At 65.6% G+C, this 21,306-nt stretch carries 14 protein-coding genes and 1 pseudogene; 11 read left to right on the forward strand and 4 right to left on the reverse strand.

Annotated features, from left to right (window positions below; all coding sequences use genetic code 11):
- Together QCE62_RS24430 and QCE62_RS24435 are read left to right on the forward strand one after the other, a co-directional pair.
- Positions 1-947: RHS repeat-associated core domain-containing protein (locus tag QCE62_RS24430; RefSeq protein WP_309924073.1), on the forward strand; the 947-nt coding region annotated here is incomplete at its 5' end.
- A gap of 5 nt (positions 948-952) precedes the next feature.
- Positions 953-1,261: a hypothetical protein gene (locus tag QCE62_RS24435; RefSeq protein ID WP_309924075.1), complete on the forward strand. Its 309-nt coding sequence runs from the start codon at positions 953-955 to the stop codon at positions 1,259-1,261.
- 24 nt (positions 1,262-1,285) lie between these two features.
- On the opposite strand, the gene QCE62_RS24440 is transcribed toward QCE62_RS24435, so the two are convergent.
- Positions 1,286-1,990 (reverse strand): GntR family transcriptional regulator, encoded by a 705-nt coding sequence (locus QCE62_RS24440; protein ID WP_309924076.1) that lies wholly within the window; start codon positions 1,988-1,990, stop codon positions 1,286-1,288.
- Between the two features lie 80 nt (positions 1,991-2,070).
- Between QCE62_RS24440 and QCE62_RS24445 the strand changes: the two genes are divergently transcribed.
- The 9 genes from QCE62_RS24445 (at position 2,071) to QCE62_RS24485 (ending at position 19,106) form a co-directional block, all read left to right on the forward strand.
- Positions 2,071-2,826 (forward strand): SDR family NAD(P)-dependent oxidoreductase, encoded by a 756-nt coding sequence (locus QCE62_RS24445; RefSeq protein ID WP_309924078.1) that lies wholly within the window; start codon positions 2,071-2,073, stop codon positions 2,824-2,826.
- Between the two features lie 16 nt (positions 2,827-2,842).
- Positions 2,843-4,036: an acyl-CoA dehydrogenase family protein gene (locus tag QCE62_RS24450; RefSeq protein ID WP_309924080.1), complete on the forward strand. Its 1,194-nt coding sequence runs from the start codon at positions 2,843-2,845 to the stop codon at positions 4,034-4,036.
- Positions 4,029-5,096: a phosphotransferase family protein gene (locus tag QCE62_RS24455; RefSeq protein WP_309924082.1), complete on the forward strand. Its 1,068-nt coding sequence runs from the start codon at positions 4,029-4,031 to the stop codon at positions 5,094-5,096. The genes QCE62_RS24450 and QCE62_RS24455 overlap by 8 nt, the downstream gene beginning before the upstream one ends.
- A gap of 63 nt (positions 5,097-5,159) precedes the next feature.
- A complete protein-coding gene (gene bktB, locus QCE62_RS24460) occupies positions 5,160-6,344 on the forward strand; it encodes a beta-ketothiolase BktB (RefSeq protein ID WP_309924084.1) in 1,185 nt (394 codons plus the stop codon).
- Positions 6,345-6,421: 77 nt separating this feature from the next.
- Positions 6,422-7,753 carry a phosphotransferase gene (locus QCE62_RS24465; protein WP_309924087.1) on the forward strand — a complete coding sequence of 444 codons (1,332 nt, stop codon included), beginning with the start codon at positions 6,422-6,424 and terminating at the stop codon, positions 7,751-7,753.
- An 88-nt stretch (positions 7,754-7,841) separates the two neighbouring features.
- Positions 7,842-11,393, forward strand: coding sequence for an exodeoxyribonuclease V subunit gamma (gene recC / locus QCE62_RS24470; RefSeq protein ID WP_309924089.1), 3,552 nt, complete (start codon positions 7,842-7,844; stop codon positions 11,391-11,393).
- Positions 11,390-15,196, forward strand: a complete 3,807-nt coding sequence (gene recB, locus QCE62_RS24475; protein ID WP_309924091.1) for an exodeoxyribonuclease V subunit beta — start codon at positions 11,390-11,392, stop codon at positions 15,194-15,196. Before recC ends, recB begins: the two co-directional genes overlap by 4 nt.
- Positions 15,193-17,346 carry an exodeoxyribonuclease V subunit alpha gene (gene recD, locus QCE62_RS24480; protein ID WP_309924093.1) on the forward strand — a complete coding sequence of 718 codons (2,154 nt, stop codon included), beginning with the start codon at positions 15,193-15,195 and terminating at the stop codon, positions 17,344-17,346. Before recB ends, recD begins: the two co-directional genes overlap by 4 nt.
- Before the next feature lie 215 nt (positions 17,347-17,561).
- Complete coding sequence (locus QCE62_RS24485; RefSeq protein ID WP_309925278.1) at positions 17,562-19,106, forward strand: DUF2779 domain-containing protein; 1,545 nt, start codon at positions 17,562-17,564, stop codon at positions 19,104-19,106.
- 30 nt (positions 19,107-19,136) lie between these two features.
- Here the strand turns inward: QCE62_RS24485 and QCE62_RS24490 are convergent, their stop codons facing one another.
- The 3 genes and pseudogenes from QCE62_RS24490 to QCE62_RS24500 form a co-directional block, all read right to left on the reverse strand.
- Entirely contained in the window at positions 19,137-19,889 is a 753-nt protein-coding gene (locus QCE62_RS24490) for a hypothetical protein (protein ID WP_309924095.1), read from the reverse strand.
- Positions 19,890-19,983: 94 nt separating this feature from the next.
- Positions 19,984-20,347, reverse strand: a pseudogene (locus tag QCE62_RS24495) (SDR family oxidoreductase).
- A 93-nt stretch (positions 20,348-20,440) separates the two neighbouring features.
- The gene (locus tag QCE62_RS24500) at positions 20,441-21,193 is read right to left on the reverse strand and encodes an SDR family oxidoreductase (protein WP_309924097.1); all 753 of its coding nucleotides are present in this window, start codon (positions 21,191-21,193) and stop codon (positions 20,441-20,443) included.
- Between the last annotated feature and the right edge of the window lie 113 nt (positions 21,194-21,306).

The following is a 21,306-nucleotide window of genomic DNA, read 5'->3' on the forward strand; positions in this document are numbered from 1 at the left end:
TCGGGAGGTTGGTGGGCTTCGAGAACACGCACAACGAGCGCTGGGCGTATCGCTATGACGCGCTGGGACGGCGCATCGGCAAGCGGGCGACCGAGGCGTCGTGGCATGGAAAACATAGCCAGCACGGTTCGCAAACCTGGTTCCTGTGGGACGGCGATGCGATGGCGGGTGAGGTACGGAGCGCTGCGAACAAACACGACACAGCACGCTTCTATGCCTATCACCTGGGCAGCTTCGAGCCCCTGGCGATGCAGACAAAGTCCGCCTCATCGAAGCATCTTTACTTCTACCAAAACGACCCGAACGGCGCGCCAGTACGCCTGCGCAATACGAACGGCGAGATCGTATGGGAAGTACACTACGGCGTGACCGGCGGAGTCGATCGGGTCGAGACGGAGCGCATCGAGCAACCGATCCGGTTGCAAGGTCAGTACGAGGACCATGAGAGCGGGCTGAGATATAACCGGCATCGGTACTTCGACCCACAAACCGCATCGTTCATCAGTCAGGATCCTATCGGCTTACTCGGGGGCACGCATCCATATCAATTCGCGCCTAACACCGTTGGCTGGGCTGATCCACTTGGATTGACTTGCGTCATCGCGAAGACCAAGGCTCTCGCGGCAACTTTGAGCGATGCGGTTAAGGCTAGATTCCATTGCCAGCAGTTTGCAGGTCAACTCAAAGAGCTGATGAAAGATAATGGTATCGCCGGTGAGCATCTGCGAATCGAGTTGGGCACAAGCGGAAATTTGATTTCCGATATGCATGGAATCATTGCAGAGGGGGCTAAGGGTTCTGGGCCGATACATGAATTCATCAGAGTCGGAGACGTAGTTTTTGATAACATGAATCCGAGCGGCATCTCATATTCTCATTTAATGAATGATTTGGGATTGGATGTCGCGCCGACGAGCATATACAGAATCGTTTCGCAGCCATGGTGAGGGATATGAATATCAAAACGTTATTTTCAGCAATTCAATTGCGCCCTGGAATGTATGTGCGAATTGTCAGTTTTGACGGGGTTGTGAACTATATCGACAACTTCATATCGACGAAGAGAATCTGTGGAATAGATGAAATCGTCGACGATGATTTTTCTCAAAACTTCTCACACTGGGTGTGTGATTATTTCAACATGAATCATGAATTCTCCAAACATTGGGATAAGGTCATATATATAAATTGCTCTTCGGACGAGGAAGCGCTTGAGAAGTTGTTCTTTCTTGCCGAAAAATTCTTTGGGCGGCCCCTCTGAAAATCTCGTGTCCAATCGCGTGAATCACCCGACTTCACTCAACCGCGCGTAATTCTCCCGAATGCACGCACGCACCGTCTGAACGTGTTCGCGCGCCAGCGCTTCGGCCTCATCTTCCTTGCCCGCAAGCACCGCGCTTGCAATGCGTTTGTAGTCGCGCAACCTGATCTGCTGCAACGAAGACAAGCGATGCTGCGCGTACACGATCGGCATATGAATCGTCGGGAAGAGGCGCTTCAGTTCGCGATTGCGCGACAGATCCAGCAGCGCCCGATAAAACTGCCGTCGCGCGAGGGTAAAGGCGAGGGTGTCGCGTGCGTCGTCGGCGCGGGCGAGTTCGCGCAGGCTTTGACGCACCTTGCTGGCCAGCGGCGCATCGGCGTGATTCCGGGCAGCGCCGCGTGCAAGAAGACCCGTCATCAGTTCAGCGACGTCGAGAACGTCCATCGTGTCCTGCACGTCGAGCGTGCGAATCACCGCACCCTTGTGCTTCAACAATTCGATGACGCCCTCGGCCACCAGCCGTTGCAGACCCTCGCGCACCGAATTCCTGCTGACCCCGAAGCGCGCGGAAAGATCGGCTTCCACCAGACGTTGGCCCGGCACGAAAGCCTGGCTTTCGAGACCGCGCAGGATGCCATGGAACACCGCGTCGGAAGCGGCGCCCTTGTCGGCATCGGCCGGCGCGTCGTCATCAGACGCGGAGCGGGTGGGGGTTTTTGCGTTCATCGGCGGATCATAGCAGTTGAACAAAACGATTTTGTTCCTTAATATTGTCCAACAATCGGTTAGAACAATAAGGAGACTTCATGCCCCCGAAGGAGACATTCGGCCTGCAAGGGAAGCGCGTTCTGATCACCGGTGCATCGAGCGGACTCGGCGCTCACTTCGCGTCGGTCTGCGCTGCGCATGGCGCCGAGGTGATTCTCGCCGGTCGGCGCGGCGGCGTCCTGGCGGAGCAGGTCGAGCGCTTGAAGGAAGCAGGCGGCCACGCATCCTTCATCCAGATCGACGTCAACGATGCAACTTCACGCCAGCAGATGGCCGAGTCGATCGGCGCACTGGACGTGCTCGTGAATAACGCCGGCGTGGTCATCGACAAACCCGCCATCGAGCAGAGCGAGGCCGATTGGGATACCGTTGTCGATACCAACCTGAAGGCGATGTTCTTCGTCGCCCAGGCGTTGATGCCCGCGCTGAAGGCCCGCGCGGGATCCGTCATCAACGTGGCGTCGATTCTCGGGCTCAGACAGGCGGGCAATGTGCTGCCGTACGCGGTGTCGAAGGCGGGCGTGGTTCAGTTGACGCAGTCGCTTGCGCTCGAATGGGCGCGCCATGGCATCCGGGTGAATGCGATCGCGCCGGGTTACATCGAGACGGAACTGAATCAGGCGTTCTGGCGCACACCCGCCGGCGAAGCATTGATCCGCCGCATTCCGCAACGCCGCCTCGGACAACTCGACGACCTCGACGGCCCTTTGCTCCTGCTTGCCTCCGATGCATCGCGCTACATGACCGGAGCCGTCATCGTCGCGGATGGCGGCCACTTGACCAGCAGTCTCTAACTCACTCCATCGACCCATGCTGACCGCTCCTCCCACTGCACGCAGCCGCGAAATCGCGGACCGCGTCGAAGCGTTCGTTCGTGAACGCGTGATTCCATATGAACGCGATGGCCGCCTCGGTCCACATGGTCCTTCGGCGGAACTGGTCGCGGAGTTGCGGGCGCTCGCACGCGAGGCCGGCGTGCTGACGCCGCACATCCTGTCCGACGGCGCGCATCTGTCCCAACTCGAAACCGCCGCCGTGCTGAAGCGTTCGGGGCTATCGCCGCTCGGACCGGTGGCCGTCAACACGATGGCGCCCGACGAAGGCAACATGTACCTGCTCGGCAAAGTGGCCACGCCCGCGCAGAAGACGCGTTACCTCGACCAGCTCGTCGCAGGCGAGGCGCGCTCGGCGTTCTTCATGACGGAACCCGCCGAAGACGGCGGCGCGGGCTCGGACCCAGGCATGCTCAGAACCACGGCGCGGCGCGACGGCGACGCGTGGATCATCGACGGCGACAAGACCTTCATCACCGGTGCGGTCGGGGCGAAAGTGGGCATCGTCATGGCGCGCACCGACGATGGCGACAAGCCGCGCGCCACCATGTTCCTCGTGGCGCTGCCCGATCCGGGCATCGAGATCGTGCGGGTGCTGGATACGATCGACAGTTCGATGCCGGGCGGCCATGCGCGCGTGGCCATTCGCGGCTTGCGCGTGGCCTCGGACGCGGTGCTGGGCGAGGTGCACGGCGGCTTTGAATACGCGCAGATCCGTTTGTCGCCGGCGCGTCTGTCGCATTGCATGCGCTGGCTCGGACTCGCGGTGCGCGCGCAGGAGATCGCGGTGGACTATGCAAGCAAGCGCCACGCTTTCGGCAAGCGGCTGATCGATCACGAAGGCGTCGGCTTCATGCTGGCCGACAACGCCATCGACCTGCAACAGGCCGCGCTGATGATCGACTGGTGCGCGGGCGTGCTCGATCAGGGCGATCTCGGCACCACCGAAAGCTCGATGACCAAGGTCGCGGTATCGGACGCGCTGTTCAGGGTGGCGGACCGCTGCGTGCAGGTGATGGGCGGGTCGGGTGTCTCGCGCGATTCGATCGTGGAACAGTTGTTCCGCGAGGTCCGCGCGTTCCGCATCTACGACGGTCCGACCGAAGTGCACAAGTGGTCGCTGGCCAAGAAGATCAAGCGGGCCGCGCTGGGAGGAAGCTATCGTGTCTGACGCGGCGAATTTCGCAGGGACCGGGCCGGTGCGCGACGCGCATCGCTTCGATGAGGCAGCGCTCGGCCAATGGATGCAGGCGCACGTCGAAGGTTTCGCCGGACCGATGCGGGTCGAGCAGTTCAAGGGCGGGCAATCGAATCCGACGTATCAGCTGCGCACGCCCGAGCGCGAGTATGTGTTGCGCCGCAAGCCGCCGGGTCCGCTGCTGAAGGGCGCTCATGCGGTGGAGCGGGAAGCGCGCGTGATCGCGGCGGTCGGCGCGGCCGGCTTTCCTGTGCCGAAGGTGTTCGGCGTCTGCGAAGATCCGCAGGTGCTGGGCAGCGCGTTCTTCGTGATGGAGCGGGTGCGCGGCAGGATCTTCTGGGAATCGGGCTTTTCGAACGTGCCGCAGGCGGAACGGTTCCGTTACCTCGATGCGATGAACGCGACGCTCGCCGACCTGCACCGTCTCGACTATGCCGCGCTCGGTCTCGGCGACTACGGCAAGCCGGGGCGTTACGTGGCGCGGCAGGTGGAGCGCTGGTCGCGGCAGTATCTCAGCGACGAGGCCGCCGGTCGCAATGCGGACATGGATCACGTCATCGCGTGGCTCGAAGCGAATCTGCCCGCGCGCGATGAAACCGCGTTGACGCATGGCGATTTTCGCGTGGACAACCTGATCTTCGATGCCGTCGAACCGCGCGTCATTGCCGTACTCGACTGGGAACTCTCGACGCTCGGCGATCCGCTCGCCGACTTCGCCTATCACGCGATGATGTACCGCCTGCCGACCGATATCCTGGGCGGCATCGGCGGACTCGATTTCGCCCAACTCGGCCTGCCCGACGAAGCGGCCTACGTGCAGGCCTATTGCCGCCGCACCGGGCGCGAAGCCATCGCGGACTTCGACTACTACGTCGTCTTCAACATGTTCCGCTTTGCGGCGATCCTGCATGGCATCCGTGCGCGCGTCGCGCGGGGCACTGCGGTCAGCGAGGACGCGCGCGCCATGGGCGACCGGTTCGCGCGCGTGGCGCAGCTTGCCTGGCGCGAGGCTCAGCGCGCGGGCGGGCAATGAATCTTCCAGGCTGACGCCCCGTGAAGACGGGCCAGCAAACTCTTCTTTCGGATGGAGCTGAAATTGAGCAGAGATGTGGTGATTGTGAGCGGCGTGCGGACGGCCATCGGCGAATTCGGTGGCAGCCTGAAGGACTTATCCCCGACCGATCTCGGCGCGCGCGTCGTGCGCGAGGCGCTGTCGCGCGCGGACGTGGCGGGTGACGAGGTCGGCCATGTCGTGTTCGGCAATGTGGTGCACACCGAGCCGCGCGACATGTACCTCGCACGCGTGGCGGCGCTCAACGGCGGCGTCGCGCAGCATGCGCCCGCGCTGACCGTGAACCGTCTGTGCGGCTCCGGTCTGCAGGCGATCGTCTCGGCGGCGCAAGGCATCCTGCTCGGCGATGCCGACATCGCCATCGGCGGCGGCGCGGAGAGCATGAGCCGCGCGCCGTACTCGATGCCGGCCGCGCGCTTCGGCCAGCGCATGGGCGATGCGCGGCTCGTCGACATGATGGTCGGCGCGCTGAATGATCCGTTCCAGAGCATCCATATGGGCGTGACCGCCGAGAACGTCGCGCGCAAATACGAGATTTCGCGCGAGGCGCAGGATGCGCTGGCGCTCGAATCGCATCGCCGCGCGGCGCATGCCATCGCCAGCGGTTATTTCAAGGAGCAGATTCTGCCGGTGACGATTCCGTCGAAGAAGGGCGAGATCGTATTCGACACGGACGAACACGTGCGCCTCGACGCTTCACCCGCCGATTTCGCCAGACTCAAGCCCGTGTTCGCGAAGGAGAACGGCACGGTGACGGCCGGCAACGCATCGGGCATCAACGATGCCGCCGCCGCGGTCGTGCTGATGGAACGCAGTGTCGCGGAGAAGCGCGGCGTGCAGCCGCTGGCGCGACTGGTCGCGTATGCGCATGCGGGCGTCGATCCGGCCTACATGGGAATCGGTCCGGTGCCGGCGACGCGCAAGGTGCTCGAGCGCGCCGGGCTCACGGTGAACGATCTCGATGTGATCGAAGCGAACGAGGCGTTTGCGGCGCAGGCTTGCGCGGTGACGCGGGAACTCGGTCTCGATCCGGCGAAGGTCAATCCGAACGGTTCCGGCATCTCGCTCGGGCATCCGATCGGCGCGACCGGCGCCTTGATTACCGTGAAGGCGCTGTTCGAGCTGCAGCGCGTGGGCGGGCGGTATGCGCTCGTGACGATGTGCATCGGCGGTGGCCAGGGAATCGCGGCGGTGTTCGAGCGCATCTGAAAGTCGCGTTCCCCGATGGCTCGTTGAAAGCCAATGCCTGCACAATGCCCGATCAGTCCAGACCGGGGAGCGACTGCATGACAGATCTCGAGTTGCAATCGTCCGGGCCGCTCAGTGCGGCGTATTCGACGATAGACGGCGACGCGCTGGGCGGCTTCATTGCATCGGCCTATCCCTTCGATGCACCGTTCACCTGCCGCCTGCTGAGGCGAGGTTTCAACGATGTGTATCTGCTGCGCTTCGCCGATGGCCACAAGAAGATTGCCCGGCTGAGTTCGCGCCGGGCGAGAGGGGCGTCGAACGTCGCGTATGAAACCGCGCTGCTTCGGCACCTGAAGCAAGCCGGCGGCGATGTCGCGGCGCCGCTTGGCACGAATACGGGGGCGCTGAGCATCGAAGTCGAAGCGCTGGAAGGCCGGCGTTCGCTCGTCGTGTTCGAGTATCTGGGAGGTCAATTTCCCGGTGTCGACTTGCAGGACACGAAGTCGATGGCGGCCAGCCTTGCGACGCTGCATCGTCTGGCGGGAAATTATGACGGTCCGCCGAGTCAGTATGTGCTGGATCTCGGGCATCTCGTCATGCGGCCGTTGCAGCGGCTGCTGGATCACGAATCGACGGACGAGGCGCTTGCGGAACGTCTGCGAAAGATTGCTGCGGACCTGGTCGCGAAGATCGAGGCGGCGCGGCAACTGACCCGGGTGGTCTGCCACGGCGACTGTCATGGCGGCAACACGTTCATGACGAGCGCTCCGGATGGCCGGCGCATCGGCTCGTTCTTCGATTTCGACGCGGAGGCCCGGGTTATCTGGCCTATGACCTTGCGGTCTATCTCTGGGCCATGTTGCTGCACAGGGAGGAGGCGGCGCTCAGCGAAGAGCAGCAGGCACGATGGACGTGTTTCGTCGAGGGTTATCGCGCGGTATCGCCGGTGTCTCCGAATGATTACGCGGCGATTGCACGGTTTGTCTGCGCGCGGCATTTCTGGTTCCTGGGCGAGTATGCAAGCCGCAGCAACGAATGGGGCTCGACGGCGCTCCCGCTGGAATGGCTGCAGAAACAGGCCGGCAAGCTGGAGGCGTGGAGCAGGATGGAGACGCCGTGACGCGGTGCATTCGAATTCCCCCTGGCTCCTCGATCATGCGGACCAACCGTCAACCCGTTCGACCAGTACGTCCGCACCTCTCCATCGGTACCAGCGCCGCCGCAAACAACGCTTCGGCGCGTTCATATTCTTGAGGACTGGCGCACGCGAACGCCATCCCGGGTTTGCCGCGAATGTGGCGCGCATCTTCCAGACAGACCACTGTTCCGCACTTCGGACACGAAATGTCCGACCTGGCCCTCACACTGGATACCGAGGTCTCGCGCAAGGCCCCGCACGCGAATCGAAGCCTCCGCACATTCGCTAAAATTGATCCCCGCCGACAGCTCGACAGCCCGACAACTCGACAGCCGATGCCGTCCGCCTGCTACCGCCGCACTCAATACGGAGTCTGCTTGAACCCGAATTCCCTGTCTCCCGGACTGATGCTCGTCCATGGCAACCGTTCCGAGCGTCTGCGCGACTTGCTGGTCGAGTGGATGAAGCGCTATCCGCTCGCGCCGCTCGAAAACGAAACCATCCTCGTGCAAAGCAACGGGATCGCACAGTGGCTCAAGCTCGCGCTCGCCGCGCCCGCGCGTGCCGCGACCGGCGAGGGCGGCTGCGGGATTGCGGCGGCGCTCGACATCGTGCTGCCGTCGCGTTTCATCTGGAAGGCGTACCGCGCGGTGCTGGGCGCGGAGCAGGTCGCGGAAGTGTCGCCGTTCGACCGCACGCGCCTCGCGTGGCGCCTGATCCGCGTGGTGCCGGCGCTCGCCGGCCAGCCGGGGTTCGAGCCGCTCAGGCGCTTCATCAGCGAGGACGACGATCTCCGCAAGCGCTATCAGCTCGCCATGCGTCTCGCGGATCTGTTCGAGCAGTATCAGATGTATCGCGCCGACTGGCTCGCGGCGTGGGCACGAGGCGAGGACGTGGCGATCAGCGCGCGCGGCGAACCCGAACCGCTGCCCGACGAGCAGCGCTGGCAAGCCGCGTTGTGGCGCGCCTTGCTGGACGACGTGGCGCAGTCGCCGGGCGCCGAAAGCGGCGATATTTCATCGACGGGCGGGCGCGCCGCCGTCCACGAAGCATTCATGGCCGCCGCCGCCAGCTTGCCTCACGACACGCGCCCCGCAGGCTTGCCGCGCCGTATCGTCGTGTTCGGGATTTCGAGCCTGCCGCGCCAGTCGCTGGAGGCGCTCGCGGCGCTGTCGCGCTGGAGCCAGGTGCTGTTGTGCGTGCCGAATCCCTGCGCGCACTACTGGGCCGACATCGTTCCCGACAAGGACCTGCTGCGCGCCGAACACTCGCGCCAGACGCGGCGTGCCGGTGCGCCCGCCGAACTGAACGCGGACCAACTGCATCTGCATGCGCATCCGCTGCTCGCGTCGTGGGGCAAGCAGGGTCGCGACTTCATCGGCCTGCTCGACGAGTTCGACAGCGCCGAAGCCCGCGAGAGCTATCGCGCGCAATTCACGAACATCGGCGAGCGGATCGACCTGTTCGAGGAACGCGAAGCCGAAACGATGCTGGAGCAGTTGCAGGACGACATCCGCGACCTGCGTCCGCTCAACGAAACGCGCGAGACCTGGCCGCCCGTCGATCCGGAATTCGATGATTCGATCCGCTTTCACATCGCCCATGGCGCGCAGCGCGAGGTGGAGATCCTGCACGACCAGTTGCTCGCCGCCTTCAACGCCGATGAAACCCTGCGCCCGCGCGACATCATCGTGATGGTGCCGGACATCGAGAGCTATGCGCCGCATATCCAGGCCGTGTTCGGTCTGCTGGAACGCGGCGACCCGCGCCATATTCCGTTCACGGTCGCCGACCGCGGCCAGCGTGCGGCCGATCCGTTGATCGGCGCGCTGGAAACGCTGCTCGATCTGCCGCGTTCGCGCTTCACGGTCAGCGACCTGCTCGATCTGCTCGATGTTCCCGCGCTGCGCCGCCGCTTCGGCATCACGACCGCCGACCTGCCGCGCTTGCGCGCCTGGGTGCGCGGCGCCAACGTCCGTTGGGGGCTGCACGCGCAGCAGCGCGCGAGTCTCGGCTTGCCGAAGGAAGCGGAAGCCGACGCGCTGCATACCTGGGCGTTCGGCCTGCGGCGGATGCTGCTCGGCTACGCCGTCGGCAGCGATGCGGCGGCGTGGCAGGGCATCGAGCCGTTCGGCGAAGTCGGCGGCCTGGATGCCGCGTTGCTCGGCCCGCTCGCGCGCCTGCTCGACGCGCTCGATCACGCATGGACCACGCTCGGCACGCCGGCGACGCCCGCCGAGTGGGCCGTGCGTTTGCGCGGCCTGCGCGAGACCTTCTTCTTCTCGGACGACGCCGAGGACGCCTACACCTTCGCGCGTCTCGACAGCGTGCTGCAAGGCTGGCTCGACGCCTGCACGGAGGCGCAGCTGGAAGACGCGCTGCCGCTGTCGGTGGTCGCGGATCACTGGCTGTCGCAGCTCGATCAGAACGAACTGTCGCAGCGCTTCTTCGGTGGCGCGGTCACGTTCGCGACGCTCATGCCGATGCGCGCGATCCCGTTCCGCCGCGTCTGCCTGCTCGGCATGAACGACGGCGACTATCCGCGCACCCGCGTGCCGATGGACTTCGACCTGATGCGCGGCCACTATCGTCCGGGCGATCGTTCGCGGCGCGAGGACGATCGCTACCTGCTGCTGGAAGCGGTGCTGTCGGCGCGGGATCATCTGCATGTGTCGTGGGTCGGACGCAGCATCAACGACAACACCGAGCGGCCGCCTTCCGTGCTGATCGGGCAGTTGCGGGATCACCTGGCGCAGGGCTGGACGTCCATCGACGAGTCCGGCCTGCTCGACGCCATCACCGTGGAGCATCGCTTGCAACCGTTCAGCGCGGCCTACTTCCGCGACGAGGACTCGCGTCTTTTCACCTACGCCGGCGAATGGCGCAAGACGCCTGCCGCCGACGCCCATGCAGCCGATGACGCGCCGCTCGACCTGCCCGAGCGCGAAGAGCCGCTGTCGCTGCGCGAGCTGTCCGAGTTCGCCAAGGGTCCGGTGAAGACTTTCTTCCGGCAGCGCCTGCGCGTGTCGCTCGACGACGAAGAAGCCGCCAGCGCCGACGAAGAGCCGTTCGAACTCGATCATCTCGCGCAATGGTCCTTGCAGAACGAGCTGATCCAGGCGCAGGCCGCCGGTCCGCTCACCGACGAAGCGCTCGCCGAGACCCGCGAGAAGGTCATGGCGGCCATCCGCAGACGGGGCGATCTGGCGAGCGGCGGTTTCGGCGATCACGTGAGCGGCAAGCTGCTCGAACCGATGGACGCGCTCTTCGAAGCCTGGCGCGCGCAGCTCGAACGCTGGCCGGTCGTGATCGAGCGCGATCGCGAGGTGCGCTTCGAAACGACGGGCGTCGCGCGGAACACGCTCGAACTGGCCGACTGGCTCGGCCACTGGCGCACCGACGAAACAGGCCGCGTCGCGCGTCTGCTGCTGTCGAGCAGCGCGCTCGTCGATGACAAGCGCCAGTATCGCTACGCGAAGCTGCTCGGACAGTGGGTCGAGCATCTGGCCGCGAATCTGGACAGCGCCGTGACGACGGTGGTGGTGAGCAAGAAGGGCTCGGTCGAGATGGCGCCGGTCGCGCAAGAGGACGCGCGCACGCATCTGGGCGATCTGATGCGGCTGTGGGAAGAGGGCATGACCCGGCCCTTGCCATTCGCGCTGGACACGGCGCTCAAGTGGCTGTTCGAAAGCAGCAAGGGCGAGGCGGCGGCGCACGGCAAGGCGCGCTCCACCTACGAAGGCAGTCCGCCGTTCAGGTTCGGCGAAGTGGAGCAGAGCGCGTCGCTGCGGCGCGCCTATCCCGACTACGACGCGCTCGTCGCGACTGGCGAGTTCATGGCGTATGCGAAGCGCATGCTCGAACCGATGCTCGCCGCGCTCGCCAGCAACCCCGCCGCCACTGATAGCGCCGCAGGAGCCGAAGCATGACCGTGTCACCCGAACTGTCCCAGTTGCCGCAACCGCTCGAACCACTGCGCTTTCCGTTGACGGGGCGCAGTCTTATCGAGGCGAGCGCCGGCACGGGCAAGACCTTTACCATCGCGATGCTTTATGTGCGGCTCGTGCTCGGCCACGATCCGGAAGCCGCGTACGGAGACGCGCCGGCGCGTCCGCTCACGCCGCCGGAGATTCTCGTCGTCACCTTCACGGATGCCGCCACGAAGGAACTGCGCGATCGTATTCGCGCGCGGCTGACCGAAGCGGCGCGCTATTTCCAGGATGAGCTGGACGCCGTCGCCGACGATCTGCTGCACGAACTGCGCGAGCAATACGATCCGGCGCTGTGGTCCGCGTGCGCGCGCCGTCTCGCGCTCGCTGCCGAATGGATGGACGAGGCCGCGGTGTCGACCATTCACGGCTGGTGCAATCGCATGCTGCGCGAGCATGCGTTCGACAGCGACAGCCTGTTCGAACAGACGCTCGAAACGGATCAGAGCGACCTGCTTGCGGAAGTGGTGCGCGATTACTGGCGCACCTTCATGGCGCCGCTCAATGCCGACGACGCAGCCGCCGTCACGACCTGGGCAGCGGGACCCGAGGCGCTGCAAAAGGCGCTGCGCAACCTGCTCGATGTGAGCGCGCTGCTGCCCGACGCGAAGACGCCCGCCGAGGAACTCGCCGCGCGTCCGCAACTGCGGGCGGCGCTGAAGGAGCCGTGGAAAACGTGGCCCGCGGAGATGTCGGACCTGCTCGACCAGGCGCACAAGGAAGGACGCTACGACAAGAAGAAGTACGCACCGGCCACCTGCCGCAAATGGTTCCAGGCGCTGACCGACTGGGCGAACGATCCCGAACTGCACGAGCCGAAGCTGACGAAAACGGCCATCAGCCGGCTGTCGCCTGCCGAACTCGAGGAGCACTGCGCGCCCGGCGCGACGCCGCTCGCGCACGAAGCGTTCGACGCGCTCGCGACGCTCATGCCCAGGCTCGATGCGATCAAGGCATGCCGCGGCACGATCCTCGCGCATGCGGCGCGCTGGGTGGCGCAGCGCTTCGGCGACGAGCAGGCGAGCCGCGCGCAGATGGGCTTCGACGATCTGCTCGAACGGCTCGACGCGGCGTTGCAGGGGCCGAACGGCGCGCGCCTCGCGGAAGTCATCCGCCGGCAGTTTCCGGTCGCGCTGATCGACGAGTTCCAGGACACGGACCCGGTGCAGTACCGCATCTTCGACGCGGTCTATCGCATGGAGGATGCCGACGGCGACGGCAGCCGCGCGGCGCTCATCATGATCGGCGACCCGAAGCAGGCCATCTACGCGTTTCGCGGCGCCGACATCTTCACCTACCTGGCGGCGCGGCGCTCCTGCGGCACGCGGCTGTTTACGCTGGCGAAGAACTTCCGCTCGACGCACGCGATGGTCGCCGCGGTGAACCATTGCTTCAACCTGGCGGAAACGCGCGAGGACGGCACGGGCGCGTTCCTGTTCCGGCGCGGCGGAACGAACCCGGTGCCGTTCGTGAGCGTGGACGCGCAGGGCCGCAAGGACCGCTTCGTCGTGGAAGGCGAGACGCCGCGCGCGCTGACGCTGTGGTCGCTCGCACCCGGCAGCGTCGAGGCCGCCGATGAACCGCTCGCCAAGGGCGCCTACCTAGAGCGCATGGCGGCGGCGTGCGCCACCGACATGGTGCGGCTGCTCGAACTCGGCCGGCGCGGCGCGGCGGGCTTCGAAGGCGCAGCGGGACGGCGCGCGCTGCGTCCCGCCGACATGGCCGTGCTCGTCAACAATCGCGATGAAGCGCGCAAGATCCGCGCGGAACTGGGCGCGCGCGGCGTGCGCTCGGTGTATCTGTCCGACAAGGACTCGGTGTACGCGAGCGAACAGGCGGGCGAGGTGGCGCACTGGCTGGCGGCGTGCGCCGAACCGGAAGATGGCCGGCTCGTGCGCAATGCGCTCGCCACCACGACGCTCGGCCTGTCGTACGCCGATCTCGATGCCCTGTTCCGTGACGAAGCGCGCTGGGAAGCGTGCATGCTGCAATTCCGCGGCTATCGCGAATACTGGCGCACGAAGGGCATCCTGCCGATGCTGCGCACGTTCCTGAACGACTTCCACGTGCCGGCGCGGCTGCTCGGACTCGATGCAAACGCCCCGTGCCCGGACGCCGACGGCGAGCGCGTGCTCACCGACCTGCTGCATCTGGCGGAACTGTTGCAGCAGGCCAGCGTGCTGATCGAAGGCGAGCAGGGTTTGATCCGGCATCTGCACGAAGAACGCGAAGCCGCCGGCGACGGCGCGGGCGGCGATGCGCGCCAGATCCGCCTGGAAAGCGACGGCGATCTGGTCAAGGTGGTGACCATCCACAAGTCGAAGGGGCTGGAATATCCGCTCGTGTTCCTGCCGTTCATCTGCGCCTACCGTCAGGTCGATGCCGGCGACACCCTGATCAAATGGCACGATGACGATGGCGCGCTGCACGTCGCCATCGACGGTGCGGGCGAGATGCTCGGGCGCGCCGACGACGAACGCCTCGGCGAAGACCTGCGCAAGCTCTATGTCGCGTTGACGCGGGCGCGTTACGCGACGTGGCTCGGCATCGGGCCGCTCAAGGCGCTGGAGCGCAGCGCGATCGGCTATTTGCTGAACGGGCGCCATGCGCTCGGGCCGGCGCGTCTCGGCGCGGCGTTGCAGGAAGGCTTCGCGGCGTCGGACGACGTCGCATTGCTGCCCGCGCCCGAAGCCGGCGTCGAATGGTTCCAGGCGGATGAAACGGAGCAGCAGCGCGGCGCGGCCCGCGTCTCGGCGCGCGTGGTGCGCGAAGCATGGTGGATCGCCAGCTATTCGAGCCTGAAGACGGTGGGCGGCGTGCATACGGTCGAGCCGGAAACGCGCCGGCAGGACGTGTTCAACGAGATCCGCGACGCGCAAAGCGATGGCGAAGACGCGGCGAGCAGCGCAGACGACACCGCGCCGGAAACCGCCGCGCCGCGCATGCCGGCGCCGTCCAGCGACACCGCCGCCGCCTTGCACGACTTCCCGCGCGGCTCGCAGCAGGGCAGCTTCCTGCATGACCTGCTCGAATGGGCCGCCGAACGGGGCTTCGCGCAGACCGCGAACGACCCGGACGAACTGCGCGAAGTCATCGCCCGGCGTTGCAGCGTGCGCGGCTGGGAGCGCTGGATCGATCCGCTCAATGCATGGATGCAGCAGATCATCACGACGCCTTTCGTATTGAAGCCGGACTACGGCATGCGGCCGGCGTCGTTCACGCTGGCCGGCCTGAAGACGGCGATCGGCGAAATGGAGTTCTGGTTCGCGGCCGAGCGTGTCGACACCCTCGAACTGGACCGGCTCGTGTGCGCGCTTACCTTTGGCGGCGCCGAGCGTCCCGCGCTCGAACAGACCCAGCTCAACGGCATGCTGAAGGGCTTCATGGATCTGGTGTTCGAGGACGACGGGCGCTATTACGTGGCGGACTACAAGTCGAACTGGCTCGGCGCGGATGACGCTCACTACACCGTCGAGCGGATCCGCGCGCAGATGCTGCGCTCGCGCTACGACCTGCAAATGGTGCTCTATCTGCTCGCGCTGCATCGCCTGCTGAAGGCGCGCCTGCCGGACTACGACTACGACGTGCACATGGGCGGCGCGGTCTACCTGTTCGTGCGCGGCCTGAATGCGCCGTCGCAGGGCGTGTGCGCGGAGCGTCCGCCACGCGAGCTGATCGAACGGCTCGATGCCTTGTTCATGGGCGAGCAACACGCCCTTGCCGCCGGACTGGAGACACAATGAGCACGCAGTTTTTTGCGGCGCCGGCCGCCGTTCCTTTCGATGCACGCCGCGCGCTCGACAGCGCCCACGACGCGATCCAGCTGCTCACGCAATGGGTGCAGCGCGGCTGGCTGCGTGAAGTCGATGCCGCCTTCGCCCAGTTTCTCGCCCGCGAGGCCGACGACGCCTCCGGCCTGCTGATCCTGGCGGCGGCGTTCGCGAGCCATCAGCTCGGGCGCGGGCATGCGTGTCTCGACTTGTCCGCGACGCTCTCCGATCCCACTTTCGCCTTGTCCCTGCCGCCGGATGGCGCACCTGCCCGCGGCCACTCCGGCGCTGAGGAAGACGACGACGCGCATCTGCTGCCGTCCAGCGTGCTCAAGGGCGTGACGCTCGAACGCTGGCAGACGGCGCTGGCTCATCCCGCCTTGCTGAGCGATGGGCCGGGCGGCACGCCGCTCGTGCTCTCGGACGAGCGGCTGTATCTGCGTCGCTACTGGCGTTACGAACAGGACGTGTGCAGGGCGATCCATGACCGCATCACGGCTGACGACACGGTGCAGGACACATTCGACATGCATGCGCTGCGGCATGCGCTCGATGCGTTGTTTCCCGCCGTTCCCACGGCATCCGGCGACGAAGCGGATGCCGACTGGCAAAAGCTGGCCTGCGCGCTGGCCGCGAAGAGCGCGTTCGCCATCGTGACGGGCGGGCCGGGCACCGGCAAGACGACGACCGTCGTCAAGCTGCTGGCGCTGTTGCAGGCCCAGGCGCTCTCGCGCGCCGACTCGCCGCGCGCGTTGCGCATCCGCCTCGCCGCGCCGACCGGCAAGGCGGCGGCGCGGCTGAACGAGTCGATCGCGGGCGCGGTGGCGAAACTGCCGCTCAATGCCTTTCCCCAAGGCGAAGCGATCCGCGCGGCAATTCCCGTCGACGTGACCACGCTGCACCGTCTGCTCGGCACGGTGCCGGACTCGCGGCGCTTTCGCCATCACGCGGGCCGTCCGCTGTCGCTCGACGTGCTGGTGATCGACGAAGCATCGATGGTCGATCTGGAGATGATGAACGCGGTGCTCGCCGCGTTGCCGCGCGGCGCGCGCATCGTGCTGCTGGGCGACAAGGATCAGCTCGCGTCGGTCGAGGCGGGCGCGGTGCTGGGCGAGTTGTGCAGCCGGGCCGCGCGCGCGCATTACACGCCGGCCACGCAGGCCTGGCTCGAAGCGGCAAGCGGCGAGCGCGTTGCCGCGCATTACATCGATCCGGCGGGCGGCGCGCTGGATCAGGGCATCGCGATGCTGCGCAAGAGCCACCGCTTTTCGTCGACGAGCGGGATCGGCAAGCTCGCGCATGCGGTCAACGAAGGCAAGGGCAGCGACCTCGCGAAGATTCTCGCAAAGGGCCATGACGACATCGCGTACGTGGACTGTCCCGAGCGCGGCGATGCCGTGCTGAAGGCGCTGGCTGTGGAAGGCGCGGTGGCCGCGACGGGCGTGACCGGCGACCTCTTTGCCGAGACGCCCGTGCGCCACGGCTATCGGCATTATCTGCAGACGATGCACGACCGCAAGCCCGCGCCCAACGCCGATGACGACGCCTTCGACGCCTGGGCGCATGCCGTACTGCGCGCGCATGGCGAGTTCCAGTTGCTGAGCGCGCTGCGGCGCGGGCCGTGGGGTGTCGAGGGCTTGAACCGGCGCATTGCGCGGTTGTTGCAGGACGAGCAACTGATTCACGCGGGCGCCGAGTGGTATGCGGGACGGCCGGTGCTCGTCACCCGCAACGACTACGAACTGGGGCTCATGAACGGCGACATCGGCATTACGCTCGCGCGGCCGGACAGCGACGGCAAGCCGATGCTGCGCGTCGCGTTCGCGGCCGGCGATGGCTCGTCGCGGATCCATTGGGTGCTGCCGAGCCGTCTGCAGGCCGTCGAAACCGTGTTCGCGCTCACGGTGCACAAGTCGCAGGGCTCCGAGTTCACACACGCCGCGCTGGTGCTGCCCGAGCGGATCAGCCCGGTGCTCACGCGCGAGCTCGTCTATACCGGCATCACGCGCGCGCGCAGATTCCTGACGATCGCGAGCGCGGGCGGCATGGCGCTGGTCGAGCAGGCGGTGCGGGCGAGCGTGCAGCGCGCGAGCGGTTTGTCCGCGGCGTTTGACGCGCGGTAATTCCCTCACGCACTCAAGAAGCGGTTCACGCTGCCGTAAGACACGGGCCTCGTTTTGCGAGGCCCGTGTCTTTTGCGATATCGATCCGCGCAGCAGGGCGCTTCGATACGGGACGCGGATTGACTGAATCGCCTGCTACGGTGCCGTCAGGCCCGTGCATGAATTGCGCGGCGCAGAGAACAACAACCTGCCTTCGAGGAGCCCCGACCGTGCCGATGCCGATGAAGCCGCTGTCGAAATCCCGCCTGATGGCCTATCGCCAATGTCCCCGGCGCCTCTGGCTTGAACTGCACCGGTCCGAACTGCGTGAGGACTCGGCGGCCACGCAGGCCATTTTTCGCACCGGACATCAGGTCGGCGCGATTGCGCAGCGCCTCTACGATCCCGACAACACCGGCACGATCATCGAACTGAGCCCCGAGCGCGTAGCCGACGCGCTCGCGCAGACGCAAGCGCTGCTCGGATCGGCGGCGCCGATCTTCGAAGCCGGCTTCTCGGCGAGCGGCGCGCGCGCGTTCGCGGATGTCCTGCTTCCGGTCAATGCAGTGGACGAACCCGACGCGCCGGCATGGCGCATGGTGGAGGTGAAGGCGTCCACGCAAGTGAAGCCCTACTTCCGCGACGATGCCGCCATTCAGGCCCATGTCGCCCGGAGCGCGGGTGTACCGCTGACAGCGGTGGCGCTTGCCCGTATCGACAGCACATGGACTTATCCGGGCGAAGGCGACTATCGCGGGCTGCTGGTCGAAGAGGATCTGACGGCGGAAGTCTTCGCGCGCGGCGCTGAAGTGCAGACATGGATCGATGAGGCGCAGGCCGTGGCCCGCAGTGCGGATGAGCCGGGCACGCGCGCGGGCCGTCAGTGCAGCGAGCCGTATCCGTGCGGCTTCGTTGCGCATTGCCGACGCGATGAACCGGAAGTGGCCCAGCCGGTGCATTGGCTGCCGCAGATCCGCAGCACATCGCTGCGCGCGTGGATCGATGCGCATCCGGGCGCCAGCCTGGGCGACGTGCCCGACACCTTGCTCAGCGAGATCCAGCGCCGCGTCAAGGCGCACACCGTGTCGGGCGAAGTCTATTTCGATGCCGAAGGCGCAGCCGCCGATCTCGAAGGACACGTGTTTCCCGCATGCTTCGTCGATTTCGAAAGCATCAATTTCGGGGTGCCGGTATGGCCAGGCACGCGCCCCTTCCAGCAGGTTCCGTTTCAGTTCAGCGTGCATCGGCTGGAGGCTTGCGGGACGCTGTCGCATCGGTCGTTTGTCGACTTGTCGGGCGATGATCCGTCGCGTGCCTTCGCTCACGCGCTGATCGACGCGTGCGGCAGCGACGGTCCCGTCTTCGTCTACAACCAGGCCTTCGAGGCGGCGCGGATCCGCGAGCTCGCGGAACGCTTTCCCGGCCTCAGCACGGCGTTGCTGGCGCTCGAAACGCGCATCGTCGATCTGTTGAAGGTTGCCCGGCGGCGTTACTACCATCCGGCCCAGGAAGGCAGTTGGAGCATCAAGCGCGTGCTGCCCGCAATCGCCCCGGATCTGAACTACGCCACGCTCGACGGCGTACAGGACGGCGGCATGGCGATGGACGCCTACTGCGAGGCCATCGATCCGCAAACGCCGGCCGTGCGCCGCGCGCAGATCGGCGAGCAACTGACCGCGTACTGCGGTCTCGATACCTATGCGATGGTCCGGCTCTGGCAGTTCTTCGCGGGGCGCCAGGACCTTGGTCTCTGTTTAGCCGAATCTGTGAAGAAGCAATGAACGCTCCGCTGAAGCATTCGAGCCGCGCGCTCACGCTGCGTGGTCCGGGTCCACGGCCCTGCGCGGTTTCACGAGCCATTGCGTCGGATGCTTGCCGTCGGGTTTGCCCTTGTCGTTGCAACGCACGACGCACAATGTCTCGCGCATCTGAAGGTCGAGCCACCGGATATCGCCGAATTGCTTGAACGTGTTGAGCACGTCGAGGAATTCAGCGTTCTTCGCGCTCTTTTCAAACGGGTCTTTCGGCGACATCAGCACCAGGTGCGGCCGCACATGCAGGTTGTGCGGGGCGTCGAACGCGTGCTTCATCGCGCGATACTGCATAAGCTTCGAGCGCATCTGCTTCGTGTTCCAGCTTCCCACGCCCTTGGCCTCGATGAGCAACAAGTGCGTCACCGGCGGCGACGCCGGCTTGTCCGTCATGCTCTCGGTAAAGCACATGACAAAATCCGCATCCTGCTGTTTGCCGGTGACGGGATATTCCCCGGCTTCCTCGTCGAAGATGCGGGGCAGCGGGACGTCTTCCTTGAGCCATGCGGGATCGAGGTCGGGCTTCATCAGCGCGGCGTAGAGCCAGTCGAGATGGAAATCCATCGCGCAGAAGATGCGCTCCGGTTGCGTCTCGATACCGCAGACCTTGAAGATCCGCGCCACAAAATCCTTGTGCGGCACGAACTCCACGCCGAGCACCGCGTTGATGAGCGCAAACCGTTCTTTCGCGTCGAACTGGGCGAGACGGTATTCGAGACTTCCCTTGTGGAACGCGATCGGGGGCAGGGGCATGAGCGATGCAGTGCGCGAGAGCCTGAAGTCAGGCGAGGATACAAGCGCGGGCAGCATTGCTCGGTGTGTCGGCACACGCAGCGTTTGAGCACGCCTACCGTCCCGCGCTCTGTCCGCCATCCACATGCAGGATCTCCCCCGTGACGAACGGCGCCGAATCGAGATAGAGAATGGCGTTCGCGATATCGCTTGTCTCGCCCATGCGCCCGAGCGGATGGAACGCCCCCAATGCCTCGTGATCCGCCGAAGCGGGCCATGCCTTCCGAAATGACCCGGCGCGCGGTTGCCGGGTCGCCGATATCGCCGGCGACGCTCAGGATGTTTTCGTCGTCCGACGGCCTGATGGATCGCGAGGTCGCGACGATGCGGTAATCGAACTGGCGAAATGCCTTGACGACTTCAACGCCAATCCCTTGCGATGCGCCGGTGACGACGACCACCTTGCGTGACGTGTTCATGCTTGACCCAGGAGAAGTGTGTGTGGCTTGACGGCGGAATGAAGGAAGGTTTCGATCGAAGCCATTCCGCCGCGTTGATGCGGGCTGTTGAGCTCAGCGCTTGCCCGCCTGCGCGAGCCATTGCTCGAGACTGATGCGGCCGATCCGCGCCTGACCGAGCGGCACGAGCGACTGCTCGTCGACACGGCCGCCATAGTAGAGGGCATCGCGATCTGTCACGACCGGGCGCGTGTCGCCCTGCGCTTGCAGATAGCGCGCGATGATCTCCGCAAAAGGTTTCCGGTCAGGACCCGCGATGTCGACGATGCCGTTCACCGGCGCACCGAGCGCGATTTGGGCGAGGTTGTCGGCGACGTCGTCGGCGGCGATCGGCTGGAACAAGCCAGCGCCGACGCGCACCGTGCCATCGACCATGCTGAAATCGGCGATGCCGCCGATGAATTCCATGAACTGCGTCGCCCGCACGATGGAGTACGGCACGCCCGAGGCTTCGATCAGCTTTTCCTGTTCGACCTTGGCGACGAAGTAGGCATTCTCCGGCGTACGTTCGCACCCGACGATGGAAAGCGCAACGTGATGACGGACGCCCGCCGCGGTTTCGGCGCGGCCGACATTGCGGGCCGACGTGCGGAAAAAGTCGAGTACCGCCTGCGGTTCCCACGAAGGCGCGTTCATGACATCGACGACGGCATCCGCGCCGGCAAAGGCGTGACCCAGTCCTTCGCCCGTGATCGCGTTGACACCGCTGCGTGGCGATGCGGCGAGCGCTTCATGGCCGGCCTCGCCGAGCCGTGCGACGACACGCGATCCGATCAGGCCGGAACCACCCAATACGACGATCTTCATGGCAAATTCTCCCGAGCATAAGAATGATTACGCGATGTTTGGCGAGGCTGCGACTTGCGTACAACCGTTCGCGCCAGGACATCGTGTAAAGCATTGTGGAAGAATCTTGTTCC

The sequence above is a fragment of the Caballeronia sp. LZ033 genome (genome assembly GCF_031451265.1).
Lineage (GTDB): Bacteria > Pseudomonadota > Gammaproteobacteria > Burkholderiales > Burkholderiaceae > Caballeronia.

Bases quoted from the DNA above. Each gene is read 5' to 3' on its own strand.
- QCE62_RS24450 (WP_309924080.1), top strand. From the start codon at position 2,843: ATGCTGACCGCTCCTCCCACTGCACGCAGCCGCGAAATCGCGGACCGC.
- QCE62_RS24435 (WP_309924075.1), top strand. From the start codon at position 953: ATGAATATCAAAACGTTATTTTCAGCAATTCAATTGCGCCCTGGAATG.
- QCE62_RS24465 (WP_309924087.1), top strand. From the start codon at position 6,422: ATGACAGATCTCGAGTTGCAATCGTCCGGGCCGCTCAGTGCGGCGTAT.
- recD (WP_309924093.1), top strand. From the start codon at position 15,193: ATGAGCACGCAGTTTTTTGCGGCGCCGGCCGCCGTTCCTTTCGATGCA.
- QCE62_RS24490 (WP_309924095.1), bottom strand. From the start codon at position 19,889: ATGCCCCTGCCCCCGATCGCGTTCCACAAGGGAAGTCTCGAATACCGT.
- recB (WP_309924091.1), top strand. From the start codon at position 11,390: ATGACCGTGTCACCCGAACTGTCCCAGTTGCCGCAACCGCTCGAACCA.
- QCE62_RS24440 (WP_309924076.1), bottom strand. From the start codon at position 1,990: ATGAACGCAAAAACCCCCACCCGCTCCGCGTCTGATGACGACGCGCCG.
- QCE62_RS24485 (WP_309925278.1), top strand. From the start codon at position 17,562: ATGCCGATGAAGCCGCTGTCGAAATCCCGCCTGATGGCCTATCGCCAA.
- QCE62_RS24445 (WP_309924078.1), top strand. From the start codon at position 2,071: ATGCCCCCGAAGGAGACATTCGGCCTGCAAGGGAAGCGCGTTCTGATC.
- QCE62_RS24500 (WP_309924097.1), bottom strand. From the start codon at position 21,193: ATGAAGATCGTCGTATTGGGTGGTTCCGGCCTGATCGGATCGCGTGTC.